The organism is Aquabacterium sp. OR-4, from assembly GCF_025290835.2.
Lineage (GTDB): Bacteria > Pseudomonadota > Gammaproteobacteria > Burkholderiales > Burkholderiaceae_C > Pseudaquabacterium.
Map to the genome: position 1 here is coordinate 1,923,104 of NZ_JAOCQD020000002.1, position 21,867 is coordinate 1,944,970.

At 69.6% G+C, this 21,867-nt stretch carries 18 protein-coding genes; 14 read left to right on the top strand and 4 right to left on the bottom strand.

The genetic code is table 11. The annotated features are described in order from the left end of the window. The first annotated feature begins 30 nt into the window (after positions 1-30). Complete coding sequence (locus N4G63_RS20690; protein ID WP_260787641.1) at positions 31-1,032, top strand: AAA family ATPase; 1,002 nt, start codon at positions 31-33, stop codon at positions 1,030-1,032. An 81-nt stretch (positions 1,033-1,113) separates the two neighbouring features. Here the strand turns inward: N4G63_RS20690 and N4G63_RS20695 are convergent, their stop codons facing one another. Then, positions 1,114-2,988, bottom strand: coding sequence for a diguanylate cyclase domain-containing protein (locus tag N4G63_RS20695; protein ID WP_260787000.1), 1,875 nt, complete (start codon positions 2,986-2,988; stop codon positions 1,114-1,116). A gap of 300 nt (positions 2,989-3,288) precedes the next feature. Here N4G63_RS20695 and N4G63_RS20700 point away from each other — a divergent pair, with 300 nt between their 5' ends. The 4 genes from N4G63_RS20700 (at position 3,289) to N4G63_RS20715 (ending at position 8,470) form a co-directional block, all read left to right on the top strand. Continuing rightward, a complete protein-coding gene (locus N4G63_RS20700) occupies positions 3,289-4,014 on the top strand; it encodes a PEP-CTERM sorting domain-containing protein (RefSeq protein ID WP_260786999.1) in 726 nt (241 codons plus the stop codon). 196 nt (positions 4,015-4,210) lie between these two features. Further along, positions 4,211-4,918 carry a PEP-CTERM sorting domain-containing protein gene (locus N4G63_RS20705; RefSeq protein ID WP_260786998.1) on the top strand — a complete coding sequence of 236 codons (708 nt, stop codon included), beginning with the start codon at positions 4,211-4,213 and terminating at the stop codon, positions 4,916-4,918. Between the two features lie 50 nt (positions 4,919-4,968). Further along, the gene (locus N4G63_RS20710) at positions 4,969-7,824 is read left to right on the top strand and encodes an ExeM/NucH family extracellular endonuclease (protein ID WP_314600143.1); all 2,856 of its coding nucleotides are present in this window, start codon (positions 4,969-4,971) and stop codon (positions 7,822-7,824) included. 31 nt (positions 7,825-7,855) lie between these two features. Next, entirely contained in the window at positions 7,856-8,470 is a 615-nt protein-coding gene (locus N4G63_RS20715) for a PEP-CTERM sorting domain-containing protein (RefSeq protein WP_260786995.1), read from the top strand. Between the two features lie 48 nt (positions 8,471-8,518). Here N4G63_RS20715 and N4G63_RS20720 read toward each other — a convergent pair whose 3' ends face one another. Beyond that, positions 8,519-9,226 carry a Crp/Fnr family transcriptional regulator gene (locus tag N4G63_RS20720; protein ID WP_260786994.1) on the bottom strand — a complete coding sequence of 236 codons (708 nt, stop codon included), beginning with the start codon at positions 9,224-9,226 and terminating at the stop codon, positions 8,519-8,521. A gap of 138 nt (positions 9,227-9,364) precedes the next feature. Here N4G63_RS20720 and N4G63_RS20725 point away from each other — a divergent pair, with 138 nt between their 5' ends. The 8 genes from N4G63_RS20725 to N4G63_RS20760 all read left to right on the top strand — a co-directional run bounded on the left by N4G63_RS20725 (position 9,365) and on the right by N4G63_RS20760 (position 17,937). Beyond that, positions 9,365-11,302 carry an AMP-dependent synthetase/ligase gene (locus N4G63_RS20725; RefSeq protein WP_314600144.1) on the top strand — a complete coding sequence of 646 codons (1,938 nt, stop codon included), beginning with the start codon at positions 9,365-9,367 and terminating at the stop codon, positions 11,300-11,302. Between the two features lies 1 nt (position 11,303). Then, positions 11,304-12,092: an ABC transporter ATP-binding protein gene (locus N4G63_RS20730; protein WP_260787640.1), complete on the top strand. Its 789-nt coding sequence runs from the start codon at positions 11,304-11,306 to the stop codon at positions 12,090-12,092. 18 nt (positions 12,093-12,110) lie between these two features. Continuing rightward, positions 12,111-13,040, top strand: coding sequence for a branched-chain amino acid ABC transporter permease (locus N4G63_RS20735; protein WP_260786993.1), 930 nt, complete (start codon positions 12,111-12,113; stop codon positions 13,038-13,040). A gap of 27 nt (positions 13,041-13,067) precedes the next feature. Then, positions 13,068-14,126 (top strand): branched-chain amino acid ABC transporter permease, encoded by a 1,059-nt coding sequence (locus tag N4G63_RS20740; RefSeq protein WP_260786992.1) that lies wholly within the window; start codon positions 13,068-13,070, stop codon positions 14,124-14,126. Between the two features lie 37 nt (positions 14,127-14,163). After that, on the top strand, positions 14,164-15,498 hold the full coding sequence (locus N4G63_RS20745; RefSeq protein ID WP_260786991.1) for an ABC transporter substrate-binding protein: 1,335 nt from the start codon (positions 14,164-14,166) through the stop codon (positions 15,496-15,498). A 90-nt stretch (positions 15,499-15,588) separates the two neighbouring features. After that, a complete protein-coding gene (locus tag N4G63_RS20750; protein ID WP_260786990.1) occupies positions 15,589-16,395 on the top strand; it encodes an ABC transporter ATP-binding protein in 807 nt (268 codons plus the stop codon). After that, complete coding sequence (locus N4G63_RS20755; protein WP_260786989.1) at positions 16,392-16,697, top strand: hypothetical protein; 306 nt, start codon at positions 16,392-16,394, stop codon at positions 16,695-16,697. Before N4G63_RS20750 ends, N4G63_RS20755 begins: the two co-directional genes overlap by 4 nt. Then, complete coding sequence (locus N4G63_RS20760) at positions 16,690-17,937, top strand: phenylacetate--CoA ligase family protein (RefSeq protein WP_260786988.1); 1,248 nt, start codon at positions 16,690-16,692, stop codon at positions 17,935-17,937. Before N4G63_RS20755 ends, N4G63_RS20760 begins: the two co-directional genes overlap by 8 nt. Before the next feature lie 47 nt (positions 17,938-17,984). Here the strand turns inward: N4G63_RS20760 and N4G63_RS20765 are convergent, their stop codons facing one another. Next, positions 17,985-20,066, bottom strand: a complete 2,082-nt coding sequence (locus tag N4G63_RS20765) for a hypothetical protein (RefSeq protein ID WP_260786987.1) — start codon at positions 20,064-20,066, stop codon at positions 17,985-17,987. Between the two features lie 232 nt (positions 20,067-20,298). Here N4G63_RS20765 and N4G63_RS20770 point away from each other — a divergent pair, with 232 nt between their 5' ends. Further along, the gene (locus N4G63_RS20770) at positions 20,299-21,270 is read left to right on the top strand and encodes a tripartite tricarboxylate transporter substrate-binding protein (protein ID WP_260786986.1); all 972 of its coding nucleotides are present in this window, start codon (positions 20,299-20,301) and stop codon (positions 21,268-21,270) included. A gap of 132 nt (positions 21,271-21,402) precedes the next feature. Here the strand turns inward: N4G63_RS20770 and dtd are convergent, their stop codons facing one another. Next, on the bottom strand, positions 21,403-21,843 hold the full coding sequence (dtd, locus tag N4G63_RS20775) for a D-aminoacyl-tRNA deacylase (RefSeq protein WP_260786985.1): 441 nt from the start codon (positions 21,841-21,843) through the stop codon (positions 21,403-21,405). Positions 21,844-21,867 lie beyond the last annotated feature (24 nt).

Genomic DNA, 21,867 nt, shown 5'->3' on the forward strand with positions numbered 1-21,867 from the left:
TCATCGTTCGTGGAGGTGTGCATGGCCCGCATGTCGTCGTCATCGACCGAGTTGGTCGCCATTGCGTCGCAACCCGGCATCCCGATCGCCCAGATGCGCCCGGTGTACCGCTGCGCCGATGTGCAGAAGCGCCTGCACAAGCTGCCGCCCAAGGAGCACGAGACCCTGCGCAGCACCTACGAGCGCATGCTCGAAAAAGGCGCCGAGCGGTTTCAGGTCAAGCCCTCGGGCCTGCCGGCCATGGCCCACCTGTACGACGAGCTGCCCAACTTCCACGAGGTGCTCGACGACATCCGCCGCCAGCTGGCGCTGTGCCACGACAGCCGCGACGCGCTCGAGATCACGCCGATGCTGCTGCTGGGCCCGCCGGGCGTGGGCAAGACCCACTTTGCGCGCGAGGTGGCGCAGCTGCTGGGCACCGGCATGGGCTTTGTGTCGATGAGCTCGCTGACCGCCGGCTGGGTGCTCAGCGGTGCCAGCAGCCAGTGGAAAGGGGCCCGCCCGGGCAAGGTGTTCGAAACCCTGGTGGACGGCCAGTACGCCAACCCGGTGATGGTGGTCGACGAGATCGACAAGGCCCGCGGCGAGCACGCCTACGACCCGCTGGGCGCGCTGTACAGCCTGCTCGAGCACGACACCGCCGGCCAGTTCATCGACGAGTTCGCCGAGGTGCCGGTGGATGCCAGCCAGGTGATCTGGGTGGCCACGGCCAACGACGAGCGCGCCATTCCCGAGCCCATCCTCAACCGGGTGAACGTCTACCAGATCGAGATGCCCGGCCGCGACGCGGCCAGGGCCATCGCGCGGCGCCTGTACCAGGGCATTCGTGCCGAGCACGACTGGGGCCAGCGCTTCCAGCCCGAGCCGGCCGAGGCCGTGCTGGAGCGCCTGGCCGAGCTGGCCCCGCGCGAGATGCGCCGTGCCTGGATGACCGCCTTCGGCAATGCCCGCCTGGCCGGCCGCGACGAGATCCAGGCCGCCGACCTGCCCGGCAGCGGCGGCAAGCGCGGGGCGATGGGCTTTCTGAACTGACACGGTGTGGATGAACCTGCAGCGCGGGCACATGGCGGCCCTGCGCGGCGGTTCCTTCACACCTGGCTGGGCGGCCGCGGGCTAGGTCAGGCCTTGCGAGGCCTGGCCGCGCCGAAGCGTGTGGCGCCCGGCCTGCTTGCCGGCGTACATCGCGGCATCGGCGCGCTTGAGCAGGTCGTCGGCCTCGTGGCCGTCGTGCGGCGCCAGCGCAAAGCCGATGGTCAGGCCCACGTGGCAAGACTGGCCGGCCACGGCAAAGGGCTGGCGAAAGGCGTCCAGCAGCTTGCGGCCGATGAGTTGCGCCTCGGCCTCGCCGGCCAGGCCCGAGGCCACGATCACGAACTCGTCGCCGCCCAGGCGTGCCACCAGGTCGCTGTGGCGCAGGTTGCGCTTCAGGCGCTGGCCCACCTGCACCAGCAGCTCGTCGCCGGCATCGTGGCCCAGCCGGTCGTTCACCGGTTTGAAGCCGTCCAGATCGAGCAGAAACACCGCCAGCACCCGCTCGCTGCCGGCACGCGCATCGGCCCGGCTGGCGGCCAGCGCGGCGGCCAGCGCCTGGTTGAGCCCGCGCCGGTTGGGCAGGCCGGTCAAGGCATCGGTGTAGGCCAGCGACTCGAGCGCCTGGCGTTCCACCTCGGTGCGCTCGGCATCGCGACGCACCCCTTCGATGCGCAGCGCCAGGATGCGCGTCCACACCACCATCTCGACCACCGAGGCCAGCTGGAACAGGTGCTGCGTCCAGTAGGTCACCGGCAGCAGGCCGCGCAGCAGGCCGGCGATGCACAGCGCGCCGGCCATGTAGGCGCTCCAGCCCAGCAGCAGGAACAGCGCCCCGCGGTCGCCGCTGCGGGCCAGGCGGTAGGCCGCCGGGATGGCGATCAGCATCGGCAGCGGGCCCAGCAGCGTGGCCGTGGCCTGGGTGAGCCGGTAGTCCAGCGCACCGGCCAGCGAAGCCACCAGGCCCAGTGCCGACAGCGCGGCCACGGCCAGCAGCCCGCGGTGCGTCCAGGGGTTGCGCTCGCGTGTGCGCAGCGCCCCGGCCACGAACAGGCCGCCGCCCGCCAGCGCCAGCAAGATGGCCTGCGGCGCGATCTTGTCCAGCGCCCCGGATTGCTCGCTCCACAGGTGCTGCTGGCCGATGCCGAAGTAGGCGATGAAGAAGGTGGTCACGCCCACCAGCAGCACGGCGTAGTACAGAAACAGCGCCTCGCGCAGGCTCACCCAGTGCGACAGGCTGTACAGCAGCAGCGCCACCGCCACGCCGATCAGCAGGCCCTGCTGCAGCTGCATGCTGCTTTCATGGTCCTGGAAGGCATCGGGCTTGACCAGCGAGATCGGCAGCACCATCGAGCTGGTGGTCTGCACCCGCAGCAGCAGCTCGTAGCGCACGCCGGGCTCCAGCGCCAGGCGCAGCGCATGCGGGCGGGCCCGCACCGGACGCTCGGCATAGGGCAGCAGGTTGCCCAGCTGGCGCTCCAGCACCGGCATGCCGTCGCGCAGCAGCGTGACGCGCAGATCGTTCAGCGGCGGGTAGTCAATGTTGAGCAGCCACTGGCCATCGCCCTGGGCCACCTGCAGCGGCAGCAGCAGCCACACCGTGTCGCGGCGCACGCCCAGGTTGCCGGCGGGGCCGCCGGGCGGGCGAAAGTCGGGCCGGCGCTGCAGCGCCTGGTCACGGCTCAGCCGGTGCTCGGGGTCGGACAGCAGGCGCACGGCGGGCCAGGCGGCGATGTCGGGGCGCCGGTCGTCGAGCACCAGCGCGGGTGCGCTGCCGGCCCATGCGGGCGCTGGAGAGCCCAGGCCGGCCCATGCGGGCGCGGCGTGCCCCTCGGCCGCCACCACGGCGCCGATCAGGCCCAGCCAGCACAGCAGGCAGGCCACCACCCGACCGGCGGCGCGCCAGGCCCGGGCCCCTGCGCCCGCGCCGGCCTGGATGGCCGCGCCAGGCGCCGCCACGCGGCCGCTCGACCGCTGGGTCGGCCGGGCGTGGCTCGGGGCATGGTGGGGCAGGCTCGGGGGCATGGCATGGCTGGCCCGCAACTGCCCCGGGCGATTCGCATCTGACTGGTGGCCCTGTGTATCGGCCCGTCCGCGGCCAACTTGAACCTGGCCCTTCTCCCCTGCATTCACGGGGTTTGCCGGCTCGGCAACGCGCCCGCCGGGCCGGGTGTCACTGGATATTCATCGGCACTGCCTACCGTCGGGGCACCGGGACTCGAAGCACCCGGATCGATCAACGCCGCTGGAGTCAGCCCCATGTTCAAGCACCTTCTCGCCCTGGCCGCCGCGGCCGCCGTGGCACTTCCGGCTCAGGCCGCCCTGAATACCGGCGACATCGCCTTCACCGCCTTCAACGCCGATGAAGACGGCTGGAGCCTGGTGACCTTCGTGGACATCGCGGCCGGCACTCAGATCTTCTTCTCGGACAGCACCGCGACCAGTGCCACCACCATCGGCACCGGCGAGTCCTCGTTCAGCTGGAACACCGGCGCCAGCGTGATCTCGGCCGGCACGGTGGTGCGCTTCTCGGCCATCGACGCGACCACCCGCGCGGCCTCGGTGGGCAGCTTCAGCGTCATCCACGGCAGCAACCTCGGCCTGAGCGCCACGGCCGAGACGGTCTACGCCTTTCTGGGCAGCAGCGCCACCTCGGTGGGCACCATGCTGACGGCCGTGTCGTCGGAAGCCAATGCCAACGCGCTGACCGCCGTGGGCCTGACCGCCGGCACCAACGCCGTCAAGCTGACCAGCAGTGCCGACTTCGCCGGCTACACCGGCGCCCGCACCGGCGCCGCCAGCTTTGCGGCCTACCAGCCGCTGGTGAACAACGCCGCCAACTGGGCCATCAACGTGGGTGGCAATGGCGTTGGCGTGGTGCCCGACACCACCGTGTTCGCCCCGGTGCCCGAGCCCGAAAGCCATGCGCTGATGCTGGCCGGCCTGGTGGGCCTGGGCTTCATCGCCCGCCGCCGCCGCGGCTGAGTGGCGGGCAAACCGCCCTACTCTAGCCTGACCAAACGGTCAATTTCGGGCATGCACGCCCCGGGTTCAAGGGGCCCGCGTGGCGCGGCTTCTGCATGACGGAAGCGACGATGCGGTGATCGGGTGACGGCGCCCCACGAAGGCGCGCCTCCCGGCACCGCATCGCGTTTTTCCACACACCACCGGAGTGCATTGCATGAAGAAGTTGCTGCCCGTCACCGCTGCGCTGTTTGCCGCCGCCTCGCTGTCCCTGCCCGCCCAGGCGCTGACGCTGGTGCAATGGGATTTCGAGACGCCGTTCGCCGACCTCAACAACGCCACCGCGTCGCCCGCGGTGGCCGCCTCCACCGGCAGCGGCACGGCCAGCGGCTACCACGCCTCTGCCGCCACCGACTGGACGACGCCGGTCGGCAATGGCTCGGCCAACGCCATGAGCAGCAACACCTGGGCGGTGGGCGACTACTACCAGTTCAGCTTTGCCACCACCGGCCACGCCGACATGCTGCTGAGCTTTGACCAGACCGGCAGCGGCACCGGCCCGCGCAGCTTCGCGCTGGCCTACAGCACCGACGGGGTGAGCTTCAGCACCTTCGGCAGCTACGTGGTGCTGATCAACAGCTCGCCCAACCCGGTGTGGAGCGCGTCCTCCGTCTCGAGCGTGTACTCGTTCAGCTTCGACCTGTCGGCCGTGTCGGCACTCGACAACCAGGGCCTGGTCGTCATCCGCCTGGTCGACACCGCCACGACCTCGACCAGCGGCGGTGTGGTCGGCGCTGGCGGCACCAGCCGTATCGACAATGTCACCGTGGCCATGGCCCCGGTGCCCGAACCCGCCTCCTACGCCCTGCTGCTCGGCGGCCTGGCCGCCATCGGCCTGCTGGCCCGCCGCCGCAGCCGCCGCTGAAGCGCCTGCGCGCCAAGGCGATCCCTTCACCTGATCCACCCCACCTCCCCATGAGCTCACGCCAACTCCCGCCTTCGTCGCCCCGCCGTCTGCTGGCCAGCTTGTCGCTGGCCCTGCCGCTGGTCATGCTGGCCGATACCGCCTCGGCCGCGGTGCTGATCAGCCAGGTCTATGGCGGCGGCGCTGCCACCTCCGGCAGCCCGTCGTACAAGCACGACTACATCGAGTTGCGCAACACGGGCGCCGAGGCGGTGTCGCTGAGCGGCCTGTCGCTGCAGTACGGCTCGTCCACCGGCACGGGCAGCTGGAGCTCGCTGAGCCTGTCGGGCACGATCCCGGCCCATGGTTTCTTCCTGGTGCGCACCAACACCACCGGCACGCTGGGCGCCGACCTGCCCACGCCGGACCTGTCGGCCACCAACGGCCTGAACCTCAGCGCCAGCAACGGCAAGGTGGCGCTGGTGAACGGCACCTCCGCGCTGTCGGGCGCCTGCCCCACCGCCAATGTGCTCGACCTGGTGGGCTACGGCAGCGCCAACTGCGCCGAAGGCACGGCCACGCCGGCGCTGACCAACATGCTGGCCGCGCTGCGCAGCAACGCCGGCTGCACCGACACCGGCAGCAACTCGGCCGACTTCAGCACCGGCACGCCCGCCGCGCGCAACAGCGCCACCACGGCCACGGCCTGCAGTGGCTCGGGTGGCGGCTCGGGTGGCGGCGGCACCGGCACCACGCCGGTTGACCTGACGATCGGCGCCATCCAGGGCGAATCGGGCACCAGCCCGCATGTGGGCAAGCTGGTCCGCAGCTCGGGCGTGGTGACCAAGCTCACCAACACCGGCTTCTTCATGCAATCGCTCACCGGCGATGGCAACGATGCCACCTCCGACGGCATCCTGGTGTTCACCAGCAGCGCGCCCACGGTCAGCCCGGGCCAGCTGGTGCAGGTGACGGCCACGGTGACCGAATTCGCCACCGGCAGCAGCACCGTCACCGAACTCACCAGCCCCAGCGTCGTCGTGCAGGGCGACGGCTACACCATTGCGCCGACGGCGGTGACGCTGCCGGTGGCCGGCGGCCTCGAGCGTTTCGAAGGCATGCTGGTCACGCTGAGCGGCCCGCTGACGGTGAACCAGAACTACTTCCAGGCGCGCTACGGCCAGCTCACGCTGTCGGCCGGCGGCCGCCTCGAGGTGCCCACCAACCGCCACCGCCCGGGCGCCCAGGCCCAGGCCCTGATGGCCGACAACGCGGCGCGCCGCGTGGTGCTGGACGACGGCAGCTCGCTGCAGAACGTCAACCCCACCGCCTTCACCAGCTTCAACGGCATCGCCGCGGCGCCGCGCGGCGGCGACAGCTTCAGCGCGATCACCGGCGTGATCGACTACGGCCCCTCCACCGCCACCGCCAGCGGCATTGGCGACTACCGCATCCTGCCGCTGAACAACAGCACGCTGACCTACAGCAACAGCCATCCGCGCCTGGCCACGGCACCGGCGGTGGGCGGCAACGTGAAGCTGGCCAGCTTCAATGTGCTGAACTACTTCACCAGCTTCACCGACGGCAATGCGGTGACGGCCACCGGCGCCCAGACCACCAGCGCCGGCTGCACGCTGGGCGGCGCCACCGCCACCAGCAACTGCCGCGGCGCCAACAGCCTGGACGAGTTCCAGCGCCAGCAGGCCAAGATCGTGGCCGCCATCAGCAGCATCAACGCCGACGCGCTGGGCCTGATGGAGATCCAGAACAACAGCGTGGCGGCCCAGAACCTGGTGCACGCGCTGAACACGCAGATGGGCTCCGGCACCTATGCCGTGGCCCCCGGTGCGGCGGCCGGCGTGGTGGGCACCGACGCGATCAAGACCACGGTCATCTACAAGCCGGCCAAGCTGGCGCCGGTGGGCAACTCGGTGACCGACACCGACGAGGTCAACAACCGCCCCACCCTGGCCCAGCACTTCGCCACGGCCAACGGCGAGCGCTTCACGCTGGTGGTGAACCACTTCAAGAGCAAGGGCAGCTGCCCGTCGGCCGGCGACGCCGACTACGCCGGCAACTTCGACGCCGGTGACGGCCAGGGGTGCTGGAACGGCCTGCGCACGCAGCAGGCCAACCGCCTGCGCAGCTTTGTGGGCCAGCTGCAGTCCAGCGCCAGCGGCAGCGCCAACGTGGTGGTGGTGGGTGACCTGAACGCCTACGCCCAGGAAGACCCGGTCTACGCCCTCACCAGCAACGGCTTCGTCGACCAGATCGGCCGCTTCCACAGCTTCGGCTACTCGTACGTGTTCGATGGCGCCGCCGGCCGCCTGGACCACGCCATCACCTCGGCCGCCCTGTCAGCCAAGGTGAGCGGCGTGGCGCACTGGCACATCAATGCCGACGAGTCGCTGGCCCACGACTACAACCGCGAGTTCAAGCAGCCGGCCTGCGCCACCTGCGCGACCGATCCGTATGCCGCCACGGTGTACCGCTCGTCCGACCATGACCCGGTGGTGCTGGGCCTGGGCCTGTACAAGTACATCACCGGCACCGCTGCGCGCGACACCCTCACCGGCACCGCCGGCGACGACCTGATCACCGGCGGCGTGGGCGCCGACACCCTGACCGGCGGCGCCGGCACCAACCTGTACATCTACAACTCGATGCGCGACGCCGGTGACCTGATCACCGACTTCGTGCCGGGCAAGGACTGGGTCGACCTGCGCCAGCTGCTGGCCGGCCTGGGCTGGACCGGCAGCAACCCGGTGGCCGAAGGCCGGGTGCGCTTTGTCGCCTCGGGCACCGGCACCGCGCTGGAGATCGACGCCGACGGCCCCGCCGGCGCCGGTGGCTGGCGTGGCCTGGTCACCTTTGCCAATGTCAGCCCCGCAGCGTTCAGCACCCAGCCCAGCCTGATCGCGCGCTGAGCCCCTGCCCCCCATTCAACGGAGTTTTCTGATGTTGCACACCCTCAAGCTCGCGGGCCTGGCCCTGGCCGCCGCAGCCGCGCTGCCGGCCCAGGCCCAATCGGCCGACTTTGGCACCTGGACGGCGCTGGGCGACACCCAGCTCGGCGCCACCAGCGCCAGCCTGTCGACCGGCTTTGCCGACGACGGCGACGCCCAGTTCGGCGGCAGCGCCGTGCTGGCGTCCGACCTCGAAACCAGCCTGGGCACGATCTTCGACGCCGATACCGTCGAGGGCTCGGCCGTTGCCACCAGCTTTGTCGCCGCCGCCGGCAGCCGGCTGAACATCGACTTCAGCTTCAACGGCGCAGCCGCCGATGCGGCCTGCCCCGACTGCCTGGATCGCGCCTACTACGTGCTGGACGGCGTGGCCACGGCCTTCGCCTCGGTAGGCACCGTAGGCGGCGGCCTGCAGATCACGCTGGCCAGCGGCGGCAGCCACACGCTGGCCTTTGCGGTGCTGGACGTGGGCGACGTGGTGGGCGTGAGCACGCTGACCGTGTCGAACCTGAGCGTGACCCCGGCCGTGCCCGAGCCCGGCACCTACGCCCTGCTGCTGGCCGGCCTGGGCGCCGTGGGCTTCATGGCGCGCCGCCGCCGCGCCTGACAAGGTGTGACGAACCTGCTGCGCGGGCCCATGGCGGCCCGGCGCCGCTCACCCGATGCGGTAGCGGCGCAGGCCGTCCAGATCGAGCACGCGCACGCCGCCGTACTCCACCCGGATCAGGGCGGCGGCCTGCAGCACCGTGAGGGCCTGGTTCACGCGCTGGCGTGACAGGCCGATCAGCCAGGCCAGCTCCTGCTGCGTGATGCGCAGCAGCTGGCCCACGCCGGGGTACAGCACCGGGTGGAACAGCGAGGCCAGGCTGCGCGCCACGCGGGCATCGGGCTGGTTGTCGCGGTCGATCTCGCGCGCGGCGATGAACTGGCCCAGCCGCTCGTTGATCTGGTTCATCACGAAACGGTTGAACGGGATGCTGCGGTCGAGCAGGCGGTGGAACACCTCGCAGGGCAGGCCGGCCACGGTGCTGACCCGCAGCGCCTCGATGTTGTAGCGGTAGATCTCGCGCTTGAGCAGCGTGCCCTCGCCGAACCAGGCGCCCGGTGGCACACCGGTGTAGGTGATCTGCCCGCCCTCGCGGGTGTCGTTGCTCATCTTCAGCAACCCACCGACCACGCCGAACCAGAAGTTCGATGGCGCACCGGTGCGGCAAATGCGCTCGCCGGGCTGGGCCTCACCCACCGACAGGTGGGCCAGCGCCTCCTGGCGATCAGCCTCGTCGAGCTGCCACAGCCACGGAATGCCGCGCAGTTCTTCGTCGGTGGGGGCCCGTGCGCGCTCGCGCAGCCGAAGCTTGCTCAAGGTCAAACCCTCGGGAATGTCCGCTCAGGACTCTCCCGCAAATTGTCGTCGTACCGACAACTTGGCGTCAAACATCTTCCTACGATGCGGCCATCTGCCCAGCCACCGGTGCTGGCAGACCCAGCAGGAGATGTTGCGGTGCAGACCACCTTTCCCCGCTTGATGCTTGAACACGCCCGGCAGCGGCCGCATGCGCCGGCGCTGCGCGAGAAGCATCTGGGCATCTGGCAAACCACCACCTGGCGCGCACTGGTCGATCAGGTGCGGCTGCTGGCCTGCGGCATGGCCGAGGCCGGCCTGCAGCGCGGCCAGCACCTGGTGGTGATTGGCGACAACCGCCCCCGCCTGTATGCCTGCATGCTGGCCGCGCAAAGCCTGGGCGCGGTGCCGGTGCCGCTGTACCAGGACGCGGCGGCCGCCGAGATGGTGTTCCCGATCAACAACGCCGAGATCGGCTTCGCGGTGGTGGAAGACCAGGAGCAGGTGGACAAGCTGCTCGAGATCCGCGACCGCTGCCCCAAGCTGGCCCACATCTGGTACGACGACCCGCGCGGCCTGCGCAAGTACGAGGCGCCGGGACTGGCCGCGCTCGACACGCTGATCGCCGATGGCCAGGCGCGCCATGCCCGCGACCCCAAGTTCTTCGAGGCCGAGGTGGCCACCGGCCAGGCGCGCGACGAGGCGGCGATGTTCTTCACCTCGGGCACCACCGGCAACCCGAAGGGCGTGGTGCACACCCACTTCTCGCTGCTCGACCGCGCCAAGGCCGGCGCCGACTTCGACCAGCTCACCGAGAGCGAGGAAGTGCTGGCCTACATGCCGCTGGCCTGGATCGGCCAGAACATCTTCAGCTATGCCCAGTGGCTGGCTTGCGGCTACGTGGTGAACTGCCCCGAGTCGGCCAGCACCGTGACCATCGACCTGAAGGAAGTGGGCCCCACCTACTACTTCGCGCCGCCGCGCATCTTCGAGGGCCTGCTCACCAGCGTGATGATCCGCATGGAGGACGCCAGCGCCATCAAGCGCGGCCTGTTCCGCCGCTGCATGGCGGTGGCCCAGCGCGTGGGCCCGGCGCTGATGGACGGCCGGCCGGTCGGCGTATTCGACCGCCTGGCCTGGTGGCTGGGCGACCTGGCCATCTACGGCCCGCTGCGCAACACCCTGGGCCTGAGCCGGGTGCGCGTGGCCTACACCGCTGGCGAGGCCATCGGCCCCGACCTGTTCACCTTCTACCGCTCGATCGGCGTCAACCTCAAGCAGCTCTACGGCTCCACCGAGACGGCCGTGTTCGTGTGCCTGCAGCCCGACCACGAGGCCAAGGCCGACACCGTGGGCGTGCCCGCCGCGGGGGTGGAGATCAAGGTCACCGACTCGGGCGAGATCCTGGTCAAGAGCCCGGGGCTGCTCAAGGGCTATTACAAGAACGACGCGGCCACCGCCGAGGTGCTCACCGACGACGGCTGGTACCGCACCGGCGATGCCGGCTTTCTGGATGCCGGCGGCCACCTCAAGATCATCGACCGCGCCAAGGATGTGGGCCGCACCGCGGCCGGCGAGATGTTCGCGCCCAAGTACGTGGAGAACAAGCTCAAGTTCTTTCCGTTCATCAAGGAGGCGGTGGCCTTCGGCGACAAGCGCGACAAGGTCTGCGCCTTCGTCAACATCGACTTCGAGGCCGTGGGCAACTGGGCCGAGAAGCGCAACCTGCCGTATGCCGGCTACACCGATCTGGCGCAAAAGCCCGAGGTCTACGAACTCATCCGCGAGTGCGTGGAGAAGGTCAATGCCGATCTGGCGCGCGATGCGCTGCTGGCCGGCAGCCAGATCAGCCGCTTTCTGGTGCTGCACAAGGAACTCGATGCCGACGACGGCGAGATGACACGCACCCGCAAGGTCAAGCGCGGCTTCATCAACGAGCGCTACCAGGTGCTGGTGGACGCGCTGTATGCCGGCCGGAGCGAGCAGTTCATCGAGACCGCGGTGAAGTTCGAGGACGGCCGCTCGGGCAGCGTCTCGGCCACGCTGAAGCTGGCGGACGTGAAGACCTTCCCTGCAGTCACGAAGAAGGCAGCCTGACATGTCCACAGACAAAGCGATCGGCGACGTCATCCTCGACGTTCAGAACATCAGCCTGCGCTTCGGCGGCGTGAAGGCGCTCACCGACATCAGCTTCAACGTGCGCGAGCACGAGGTGCGCGCCATCATCGGCCCCAACGGCGCGGGCAAGAGCTCGATGCTCAACTGCATCAACGGCGTCTACGCGCCGCAGGAAGGCCAGATCACCTTTCGCGGCCAGCGCTTTGCGCACATGAACTCGCGCCAGGTGGCCGAGATGGGCGTGGCCCGCACCTTCCAGAACCTGGCGCTGTTCAAGGGCATGAACGTCATCGACAACATCATGTCGGGCCGCAACCTGAAGATGAAGACCAACATCTTCCAGCAGGCCCTGCGCCTGGGTGCGGCGCAGCGCGAGGAGATGGAGCACCGCGCCTTTGTCGAACGCATCATCGACTTCCTGGAGATCCAGGCGCACCGCAAGACCCCCGTGGGCCGCCTGCCCTACGGCCTGCAAAAGCGCGTGGACCTGGGGCGCGCGCTGGCCATGGAGCCGCAGGTGCTGCTGCTCGATGAGCCGATGGCCGGCATGAACGTCGAGGAGAAGCAGGACATGAGCCGCTTCATCCTTGACGTCAACGACGAGTTCGGCACCACCATCGTGCTGATCGAGCACGACATGGGCGTGGTGATGGACATCTCCGACCGCGTGGTGGTGCTCGACTACGGCAAGAAGATCGGCGACGGCACGCCCGACGAGGTGCGCGCCAACGAGGACGTGATCCGCGCCTACCTCGGCACCAGCCACTGAGCCCGCCTGGAGAAGACGATGCAATTCTTTCTTGAAGCGACCATCGGCGGCCTGATGAGCGGCATGCTCTACGCGCTGGTGGCGCTGGGCTTCGTGCTGATCTTCAAGGCCTCCGGCGTCTTCAACTTCGCGCAGGGCGCGATGGTGCTGTTTGCCGCGCTGGCCATGGCGCGCTTTGCCGAGTGGCTGCCCCAGTACAGCGGCATCAGCAACAAGCTGCTGATCAACCTGGTGGCCTTTACCGGCGCCATGGTGGTGATGATCGGCGTGAGCTGGCTGATCGAGCGCCTGGTGCTGGGCAAGCTGGTCAACCAGGAGGGCATCACGCTGCTGATGGCCACCCTCGGCATCACCTACTTCCTGGACGGCTTCGGCCAGACGGTGTTCGGCTCCGACATCTACAAGATCGACGTGGGCATGCCCAAGGACCCGATCTTCCTGCTCGAGGGCATGTTCCAGGGCGGCATCCTGGTCAGCCAGGAAGACCTGGTGGCCGCGCTGGTGGCCGCGGCGCTGGTGGCCGTGCTGGCCGCCTTCTTCCAGTACACCGGCACCGGCCGCGCCCTGCGCGCGGTGGCCGACGACCACCAGGCCGCGCAGTCCATCGGCATCCCGCTCAACCGCATCTGGGTCATCGTGTGGAGCGTGGCCGGCTTCGTGGCCCTGGTGGCCGGCATCATCTGGGGCAGCAAGCTGGGCGTGCAGTTCTCGCTCTCGCTGGTGGCGCTGAAGGCGCTGCCGGTGGTGATCCTGGGCGGGCTCACCAGCGTGCCCGGCGCCATCATCGGCGGGCTGATCATCGGCGTGGGCGAGAAGCTCAGCGAGGTGTTCATCGGCCCGATGCTGGGCGGCGGCATCGAGATCTGGTTTGCCTATGTGCTGGCGCTGTTCTTCCTGCTGGTGCGGCCGCAGGGCCTCTTCGGCGAAAAGATCATTGACCGCGTCTGAACGCCAAGCCCCCACAAGGAGACACACATGCTCTACCGTGAGAACGGCCAGTTCAAGACGAGCTATGCGGCCGACCAGCAGATCTTTCCGATCGCGCAAGACCGCTACCTGATCCTGGCCCTGGTGGCCGCGGCCTTTGTGCTGGTGCCGGGCGTGGCCAGCGAGTACATGTTTCGCGCCATCCTGATCCCGTTCCTGATCCTGTCGCTGGCGGCGCTGGGGCTCAACATCCTGGTCGGCTACTGCGGCCAGATCTCGCTGGGCACCGGCGGCTTCATGGCCGTGGGCGCGTACGCGGCCTACAACTTCCTGGTGCGCATCGACGGCATGCCGGCGGTGGCCGCCATCCTGATGGGCGGCGTGTGCGCCATGGCGGTGGGTGTGCTGTTCGGCATCCCCTCGCTGCGCATCAAGGGCCTGTACCTGGCGGTGGCCACGCTGGCGGCGCAGTTCTTCTGCGACTGGGCCTTCCTGCGCATCAAGTGGTTCACCAACGATTCGTCGTCGGGCTCGGTCAGCGTGTCCGAGCTGCACCTGCTGGGCTGGACCATCGACACCCCCGCCGACAAGTACCTGTTCTGCCTGGGCTTCGTGCTGCTGTTTGCGCTGGTGGCCAAGAACCTGGTGCGCAGCCACATCGGCCGCGAATGGATGGCCATGCGCGACATGGACGTGGCCGCCGCGGTGATCGGCATCCGCCCGGTCTACGCCAAGCTCACGGCCTTTGCGGTGAGCTCGTTCTTCATCGGCGTGGCCGGCGCGCTGTGGGGGTTTGTGCACCTGGGCTCGTGGGAGCCGGCGGCGTTCTCGATCGACCGCTCGTTCCAGCTGCTGTTCATGGTCATCATCGGCGGCCTGGGCTCGATCATGGGCAGCTTCTTTGGCGCCGCCTTCATCGTGGTGCTGCCCATCCTGCTCGACATCCTGGGCGTGGCGGTGGGTTTCAACACCGCGCTGGCCTCGCACCTCACCTTCATGGTGTTCGGTGCGCTGATCGTGTTCTTCCTGATCGTCGAGCCGCATGGCCTGGCGCGTCTGTGGTCCATCGGCAAGGAAAAGCTTCGCCTGTGGCCCTTCCCCCATTGAAGTTGTTCCCCTGCCAACCTGTTAACCGGAGACAAGCATGAAGCTGAAGACCCTCGTCGTTGGAACCGCCGCGGCGGCCGCGCTCATCGGCGCCACCTTCTCCACGCCGGCGCTGGCGCAGGCCAAGGAGCAGTTCTTTCCGGTGCTGGTGTACCGCACCGGCCCCTATGCGCCCAACGGCGTGCCCTTTGCCAACGGCTATGTGGATTACCTCAAGCTGGTGAACGCGCGCGGCGGCATCAATGGCGTGAAGCTGGTGTTCGAGGAATGCGAGACCGGCTACGCCACCGACAAGGGCACCGAGTGCTACGAGCGCCTGAAGGGCAAGAACGGTGGCGCCACGGTGTTCCAGCCGCTGTCCACCGGCATCACCTTCGCGCTGACCGAGAAGGCCCCGGTCGACAAGATCCCGCTGATCACCGCCGGCTACGGCCGCAGTGAAAGCCAGGACGGCATGGTGTTCAAGTGGAACTTCCCGATCGCCGGCACCTACTGGGTGGCCGCCGATGCGCTGATCCAGCAGCTGGGCAAGAAGGAAGGCGGGCTCGACAAGCTCAAGGGCAAGAAGATCACGCTCGTCTACCACGACAGCCCGTTCGGCAAGGAGCCGATCCCGCTGCTGCAGGAGCGCGCCAAGCTGCACGGCTTCGAGCTGGCCATGCTGCCGGTGGCCCACCCGGGCGTGGAGCAAAAGAGCACCTGGCTGCAGATCCGCCAGAGCCGACCCGACTACATCCTGCTGTGGGGCTGGGGCGTGATGAACTCCACCGCGCTGAAGGAGGCGGTGGCCACCGGCTACCCGCGCGAGAAGATGTACGGCGTGTGGTGGGCCGGCGCCGAACCCGACGTCAAGGACGTGGGCATGGGCGCCAAGGGCTACAACGCCGTGACCATGCAGCACGGCACCGAGACCAACTCCAAGATCGCGCAAGACATCCTGAAAGAGCTGCACGCCAAGAACCTGGGCACCGGCCCGAAGGAAGAAGTGGGCCAGGTGCTCTACATGCGCGGCCTGATGAGCGCGATGTTCGCGGTGGAAGGCGTCAAGCGCGCACAAGAGCGCTTTGGCAAGGGCAAGGTGATGCTGGGCGAACAGGCGCGCTGGGGCTACGAGAACCTGGCGCTCGACCAGAAGAAGCTCGACGCGCTGGGCTTCGCCGGCGTGATGCGCCCGGTGTCCACCAGCTGCGCCGACCACATGGGCGCCAACTGGGCCCGCGTGCACACCTGGGACGGCGCCAAGTGGGCCTTCAGCTCCGACTGGCTGCAGGCCGACGAATCGATCCTCAAGCCCATGGTGCGCGCGGCGGCCGACAAGTACGCGGCCGAGAAGAAGATCGAGCGGCGCACGCCAGCGGACTGCCAGTCCTGATGGCCTGGCCGTCAGCTTTGCGCTGACCCTTTGGGGCACCTCCCCCCTGCCCCCTCCGCCGAGCGGAGGGGGTTTTAGTGAGACTCTGGCATGTCCAACATCCTTCTCAACGTCAACGGCATCGAGGTCATCTACAACCACGTGATCCTGGTGCTCAAGGGCGTGAGCCTGCAAGTGCCTGAAGGGCAGGTGGTGGCCTTGCTGGGCGGCAACGGGGCCGGCAAGACGACCACGCTGCGCGCGGTGAGCAACCTGCTGGCCGGTGAGCGTGGCGAGGTCACCAAGGGCTCGGTCGAGCTGCGCGGCGAGCGCATCGAGAAGCTCAGCCCGGCGCAGATGGTCGAGCGCGGCGTGATCCAGGTGATGGAGGGCCGGCACTGCTTTGCCCACCTCACCATCGAGGAGAACCTGCTCACCGGCGCCTACACCCGCCAGGACGGCAAGGCCGCCGTGGCGCAGACGCTGGAGAAGGTCTACAACTACTTTCCCCGGCTCAAGACGCGGCGCACCAGCCAGGCGGCCTACACCTCGGGCGGCGAGCAGCAGATGTGCGCCATCGGCCGCGCGCTGATGGCCAACCCGAAGATGGTGCTGCTCGACGAACCCAGCATGGGCCTGGCGCCGCAGATCGTCGAAGAGGTGTTCGAGATCGTGAAGGACCTCAACACCAAGGAGCGCGTGACCTTCCTGCTGGCCGAGCAGAACACCAACATCGCGCTGCGCTACAGCGACTACGGCTACATCCTGGAAAACGGCCGCATCGTGATGGACGGCGAGGCCAAGGCCCTGCGCGAGAACGAGGACGTGAAAGAGTTCTACCTCGGCATGGGCGGCGGCGACCGCAAGAGCTTCAAGGACGTCAAATCCTACAAACGCAGAAAGCGCTGGCTCGCATGAGCACGGACGACGACTTCTCATTCGCCCTGCCGGCCTTCCAGCCCGACGAAGCCCTGCAGCGCCTGAAGCGCGAGCTGCGCGAGGCCGGCCTCACCGAGCGCGAGGGCCGCTTCGAGCGCCGTGGCACGGTGCTGGCGCGTGCCGCGGTGGACGCGGGCACGCTGAAGCTGGCGCGCGTCAGGCGCCCGTCGCGCACCAGCCCCGAATGGCTGGAGAAGACCGCACGCCAGAGCAGCGACGTGCGCGATTTCGTGGCCGACCTCAAGCGCCAGCTGGCGCAGTGGAGCGACTCCGATGATTGAGTTCTACGACGCGCTGGAAACGCGCGACCCCGCAGCGCGCGAGGCGCAGCTGCTGGCCGCGCTGCCGGGCCATGTGGCGCATGCCCAGGGCGCCACCGGCGCGTTTGCCGAGCTGCTGGCCGGGGTGGACGCCGCCGCGGTGAGCAGCCGCACGGCGCTGGCCGCGCTGCCGGTGATCCGCAAGCACGAGCTGCTGGCGCGGCAGCAGGCGCAGCGCGCCAGCGACCCCTTCGGCGGCTTCTCGGCCGTGGGCTGGGGCCAGCGGCGCGGTGCGCGGCGGGTGTTCCAGTCGCCCGGGCCGATCTACGAGCCCGAAGGTTCCGCGCCCGACTACTGGCGCTTTGCGCGCGCCTTCTACGCCGCCGGCTTCCGGGCCGGCGATCTGGTGCACAACAGCTTCAGCTACCACCTCACGCCGGCCGGCTCGATGATGGAGACCGGCGCCCATGCGCTGGGCTGCACGGTGTTTCCGGGCGGCGTGGGCAATACCGAGCTGCAGCTGCAGGCCATGGCCGAGCTGCAGCCCCAGGCCTACGCCGGCACGCCCAGCTTTCTGCGCATCGCGCTCGAGAAGGCCGATGCGCTGTCGCAGGCGCTGCCGATCCGCAAGGCCTCGGTGGGCGGCGAGGCCTTTCCGGCCGCGCTGCGCGATGTCTTCAGTGCCCGCGGCATCCACGCCTACCAGAGCTACGGCACCGCCGACTGCGGCCTCATCGCCTACGAGACCGCGGCACGCGAGGGCCTGGTCGTCGACGAGGGCGTGATCGTCGAGATCGTGCGTCCCGGCACCGGCCAGCCGCTGCCTGACGGCGAGGTGGGCGAGGTGGTGGTCACGGTGCTGAACCCCGACTACCCGCTGGTGCGCTTTGGCACCGGCGACCTGTCGGCCGTGCTGGCCGGGCCCTGCCCCACCGGGCGCAGCAACCAGCGCATCAAGGGCTGGCTGGGCCGCGCCGACCAAACCGCCAAGGTACGCGGCATGTTCGTGCACCCCGGCCAGGTGGCCGAAGTGCTGCGCCGCCATCCCGAGCTGGGCCGTGGCCGCCTGGTGGTGGAAGGCGAGATGGCCGATGACCGCATGACCCTGCATGCCGAGGCCGGCCAGCGCCCCGAGGGCCTGGTCGAGGCGGTGATCAACAGCCTGCGCGAGGTCACCAAGCTGCGCGGCGAGGTGCTGCTGGCCAGCCCCGGCAGCCTGCCCAACGACGGCAAGGTGATCGAGGACCGGCGCAAGCTCTGATCGCCAGCCCGGCGGCGGGTGCTGCGGGCCGGGCCCGGGGCGGTTGCTCAGTAGTTGGCGGCGTAGACCGCGCGCTTGGCGGCGCCATCGAAGCTGCGGTAGTTCAGCACGATGCTGCGCGCGCTGCGCGCGGTGCTGTCGAGCGTGGCAAACGCGGCACCGTCGGGCGCGCTGGCGCTTGAACGGGTCACGCCACGCGCCACGGCCGCCGGCACGCCCTGGTTCACCACCAGTGCGTTGTTGCTCGAGAACATCTGCGTGCTGCCCACCTGCTCGGCCACCGGGTTCTGCGTCCACGTGAACTCGTAGCGCGCCGCACCGGCCAGTGTGCCGCCGGTCACGTCCACCAGCGCCAGCAGGTCGGCGCCCGGGGTGTTCCAGGCCATCGCCGAGCCACGGGTGGCCGGGATCACCGGCGTCAGCAGCGTCTTGTAGACGGTGTGCCGCGGCGTGGCGCTGCCGTCGTAGAACAGTTCGATCTTGTAGCTGGCGCCGCGGCCCAGCTCGGCAAAGGGTACGTACAGCGAGGCCGCCTGGCCCAGCGGCGCGCCGTAGTCGAGCGGGTGCGCCCACTGCATGCTGGTGTTGAACACCGTGCTGGCGTTCGGATTGTCGGCCAGCGTGGTGGCGCCGCTGCCGGCCAGATCCTGCGTGCGGGCCAGCCAGAAGACGCTGCCGCCGCTGGCCGCCTGGCGCGTGGCCACCTCGGCCGGATCGACATCGCGCTTGTCCACGATATTCAGCCAGCTCTGCTGCGCCTCGTAGGCCGGCAGCGGGCGGTTGAGCATCAGGCCGGCGGCCGGCAGGCCGGGGCCGGTGACCCGCGCCGTGGTCAGGCCGGCACTGCCCGGCCCGTCCTTGCGCACGAAGAACTCGATGCCGCTGGCGTACTCGCCAAGGCTTTGCGTGAGGTTGGCCTTGGCCGGCCCGACATGCTGCAGCCGCGACAGCGTGCTGCGCACGGCGATGTCCACCGGCGCCTGGTCACCCAGCAGCACCCAGCTGGGCGCCGCTCCGCCGGCCGCCATGTTGACGGCCAGCACGACGGTGTGGCCGGGCTGGCCGGCGGCGTCAAGGTAGCGGAAGTTGAGCACCGCGCTGTCGCGGCCGTTGCGGCTTTGCGCCGTCGGGCTGTAGTGCATCACCTCGGGCACGCTGAACCGTGCGCCGGTCATCGCCTCGCTGGTCAGCAGGCCATGGAACAGCTGGCCGGCGCTGTAGCCCTGGTGCAGGAAGGCGGCATCGGTCAGGCCCGCGCAGCGCGCATGGGCGCTGGTCACCTTGGGCCCGCCCAGGTGGGCCGGGATGCTGGCATCGGCGGCCAGCACGCGCTGGGCCACCGGCAGCGCATAACACTGCTCGAAGCCGATCGACAGCGTGCGCGCCGCGATCGACAGCGCCGCCACCGCCGCGGGCGCGGCCGCCAGCGTGGCGCCGGCGCCGGCCGCGGTGGCCATGGCCACGCCGGCCGGGTTGTCCACCGTGCCCAGCGTGGTGTTGCCGGCGGCATCGGCGCCCACCACCAGCACATCCAGCACCAGATCGGCGGTATTGCCCGCGGCGGCGCTGCTGGCCGCGGTGATGCGGGTGCTGAAGGGGTCGTAGCCGGCCGGCGCGTCGATGCCGCTGAGCACCGGCGCGATCTGCGCCAGCACGTTGCGCGTCACCTGGGCCAGCGCGGTGGCATCCACCGCCTTGGCATTGAACACGCTCTGTGCGTCGCGGTCGGGCGTCAGCTGGCCGACGATGGCGGTGGTCAGCGGCGTGGCGTTGACCACCAGCGCGCCGCCCGAGGCCGGCGTGGCGGTGGCCACGCTGACCAGCGGCTTGACCATGCCCGCCGGGTCAAGCACCGAGACGAAGAACGGTGCCGCCTCGCCGGCCTTGAGCGTGCAGGTGTAGCTGCCGGTGGCGCTGGTGGTGATGCTGGTCTCGACGCAGGGCGACTGCCCGGCGGCGTTGACGATCTGCACCTGCGCATTGGCCAGCGCGGCGCCGGTGGCGGCAGTGCCCTGCAGCTGTGCACTTTGCACGCTGGCGTCGGCGCCGCCGCCACCGCCGCCACAGGCGGTCAGGGCGGCCGCGGCCAGGGCCAGCAGGGGCGGAAGAAGGGCGGAAGTGGCGCGCATTCGATGTCCTGTTCGAGAAACCGGATCGACGGCAGGCATGGCAAGCCGGCAACCCACACCCTTGCGGTATCGACCGCCGGCGCGGCGGCTTTAGGCCGCGAAATGTGCGGGCGCGGATGCGGCGCGTGCGGCGCGGCACCGTGAACACCTACGTAGAAACCGGCGTTGGCAAGGCGGCGGCACCCCCTAAGATCGGCGCCCGAACATCCTGCCCCTCTGCCTGGAGAGCCCCATGAAGAAGCTGACCACCGCCCTGCTGTTGGCCGCCACCGCCACCTTCGCGCTGGCCGAGTACCCGGAGAAGCCGGTCACCATCGTCGTGCCCTTTGCGGCCGGCGGCCCCACCGACAAGGTGGCGCGCGACCTGGCCGAAACCCTGCGCAAGCAGCTCAACAACCAGAGCGTGGTGATCGAGAACGTGGGCGGCGCCGGCGGCACGCTGGGCGCGGCCAAGGTGGCCAAGAGCGCGCCCGATGGCTACACCCTGCTGCTGCACCACATCGGCATGGCCACCTCGCCAGCGCTGTACCGCAAGCTGCCCTACGACACGCTGGGCGACTTCGAGTACCTGGGCCTGATCAACGAAGTGCCGATGACCCTGGTGGGCCGCAGCACGCTGCCGGCCACCGATTTCGCCAGCCTGCGCACGTGGATCAACGCCAACAAGGGCAAGATCAACCTGGCCAATGCCGGCCTGGGCGCTGCCTCGCACCTGTGCGGTCTGCTGTTCCAGCAGGCCATGGCGGTTGACATGACCACCGTGCCCTACAAGGGCACCGCGCCGGCCATGACTGACCTGCTGGGCGGCCAGGTCGACATCATGTGCGACCAGACCACCAACACCACCGGCCAGATCGAGACCGGCAAGATCAAGGCCTTCGCCGTCACCACCACCAAGCGCCTGAGCACGCCCGTGCTGGCCAAGCTGCCGACGCTGGACGAGGCCGGCATGAAGGGCTTCAACGTGTCGATCTGGCACGGCCTGTACGCGCCCAAGGGCACGCCCAAGCCGGTGACCGACCGCCTCAACGCCGCACTGCGCAAGGCCCTGGCCGATGCCGACTTCCACAAGCGCCAGGAAGCCCTGGGCGCCGTGATCGTGACCGACACCCGCGTGGGCGGCGCCGAGCACAAGAAGTTCGTCGAGGCCGAGATCGGCAAGTGGGGCCCGGTCATCAAGGCCGCCGGCCAGTACGCCGACTGAAGGCACGCATGAACCTGCTGCGCGGGCCGATCTTGGGCCTGCGCTGCTCGCCGTACGGGAGTACGGCTGTGCTGCCCGGCACAACCTCGACCCGCCCGCGACGGTTCCTGCACGCCTTCAACGCATCTGGATTCAGGCGATGCGCAGGGGGATCGTCACCGGCCCGTCGTTGACCAGCGCCACCTGCATGTCGGCACCAAACTCGCCCTGCGCCACCACCGGGTGGGCCGCACGGGCCAGGGCCAGCACTTGCTCGTAGAGCGCGCGGCCCTGTTCGGGGGCCGCGGCGCCGGTGAAGCTGGGGCGGTTGCCGCCGGTGCAATCGGCCGCCAGCGTGAACTGGCTCACGATCAGCAGGCCACCGGCCACATCGGCCACGCTGCGGTTCATCTTGCCGGCGGCGTCGGCAAAGATGCGCAGCTTCAGCAACTTGTCGACAAAGCGGCGGGCCTGCGCCTCGCCATCGGCCGGTTCGGCACACACCAGCACCAGCGCCCCGGCGCCGATCTCGCCGATCACCTGGCCGGCCACGCTCACCCGCGCCTCGCGCACCCGCTGGATCAGACCGATCACGCCGGCACCTCGCCCTGCGCGCGG

Bases quoted from the DNA above. Each gene is read 5' to 3' on its own strand.
- N4G63_RS20765 (WP_260786987.1), bottom strand. From the start codon at position 20,066: ATGCGCGCCACTTCCGCCCTTCTTCCGCCCCTGCTGGCCCTGGCCGCG.
- N4G63_RS20705 (WP_260786998.1), top strand. From the start codon at position 4,211: ATGAAGAAGTTGCTGCCCGTCACCGCTGCGCTGTTTGCCGCCGCCTCG.
- N4G63_RS20700 (WP_260786999.1), top strand. From the start codon at position 3,289: ATGTTCAAGCACCTTCTCGCCCTGGCCGCCGCGGCCGCCGTGGCACTT.
- N4G63_RS20735 (WP_260786993.1), top strand. From the start codon at position 12,111: ATGCAATTCTTTCTTGAAGCGACCATCGGCGGCCTGATGAGCGGCATG.
- N4G63_RS20760 (WP_260786988.1), top strand. From the start codon at position 16,690: ATGATTGAGTTCTACGACGCGCTGGAAACGCGCGACCCCGCAGCGCGC.
- N4G63_RS20755 (WP_260786989.1), top strand. From the start codon at position 16,392: ATGAGCACGGACGACGACTTCTCATTCGCCCTGCCGGCCTTCCAGCCC.
- N4G63_RS20730 (WP_260787640.1), top strand. From the start codon at position 11,304: ATGTCCACAGACAAAGCGATCGGCGACGTCATCCTCGACGTTCAGAAC.
- N4G63_RS20750 (WP_260786990.1), top strand. From the start codon at position 15,589: ATGTCCAACATCCTTCTCAACGTCAACGGCATCGAGGTCATCTACAAC.
- N4G63_RS20770 (WP_260786986.1), top strand. From the start codon at position 20,299: ATGAAGAAGCTGACCACCGCCCTGCTGTTGGCCGCCACCGCCACCTTC.
- N4G63_RS20710 (WP_314600143.1), top strand. From the start codon at position 4,969: ATGAGCTCACGCCAACTCCCGCCTTCGTCGCCCCGCCGTCTGCTGGCC.
- N4G63_RS20715 (WP_260786995.1), top strand. From the start codon at position 7,856: ATGTTGCACACCCTCAAGCTCGCGGGCCTGGCCCTGGCCGCCGCAGCC.
- N4G63_RS20745 (WP_260786991.1), top strand. From the start codon at position 14,164: ATGAAGCTGAAGACCCTCGTCGTTGGAACCGCCGCGGCGGCCGCGCTC.
- N4G63_RS20740 (WP_260786992.1), top strand. From the start codon at position 13,068: ATGCTCTACCGTGAGAACGGCCAGTTCAAGACGAGCTATGCGGCCGAC.
- N4G63_RS20690 (WP_260787641.1), top strand. From the start codon at position 31: ATGTCGTCGTCATCGACCGAGTTGGTCGCCATTGCGTCGCAACCCGGC.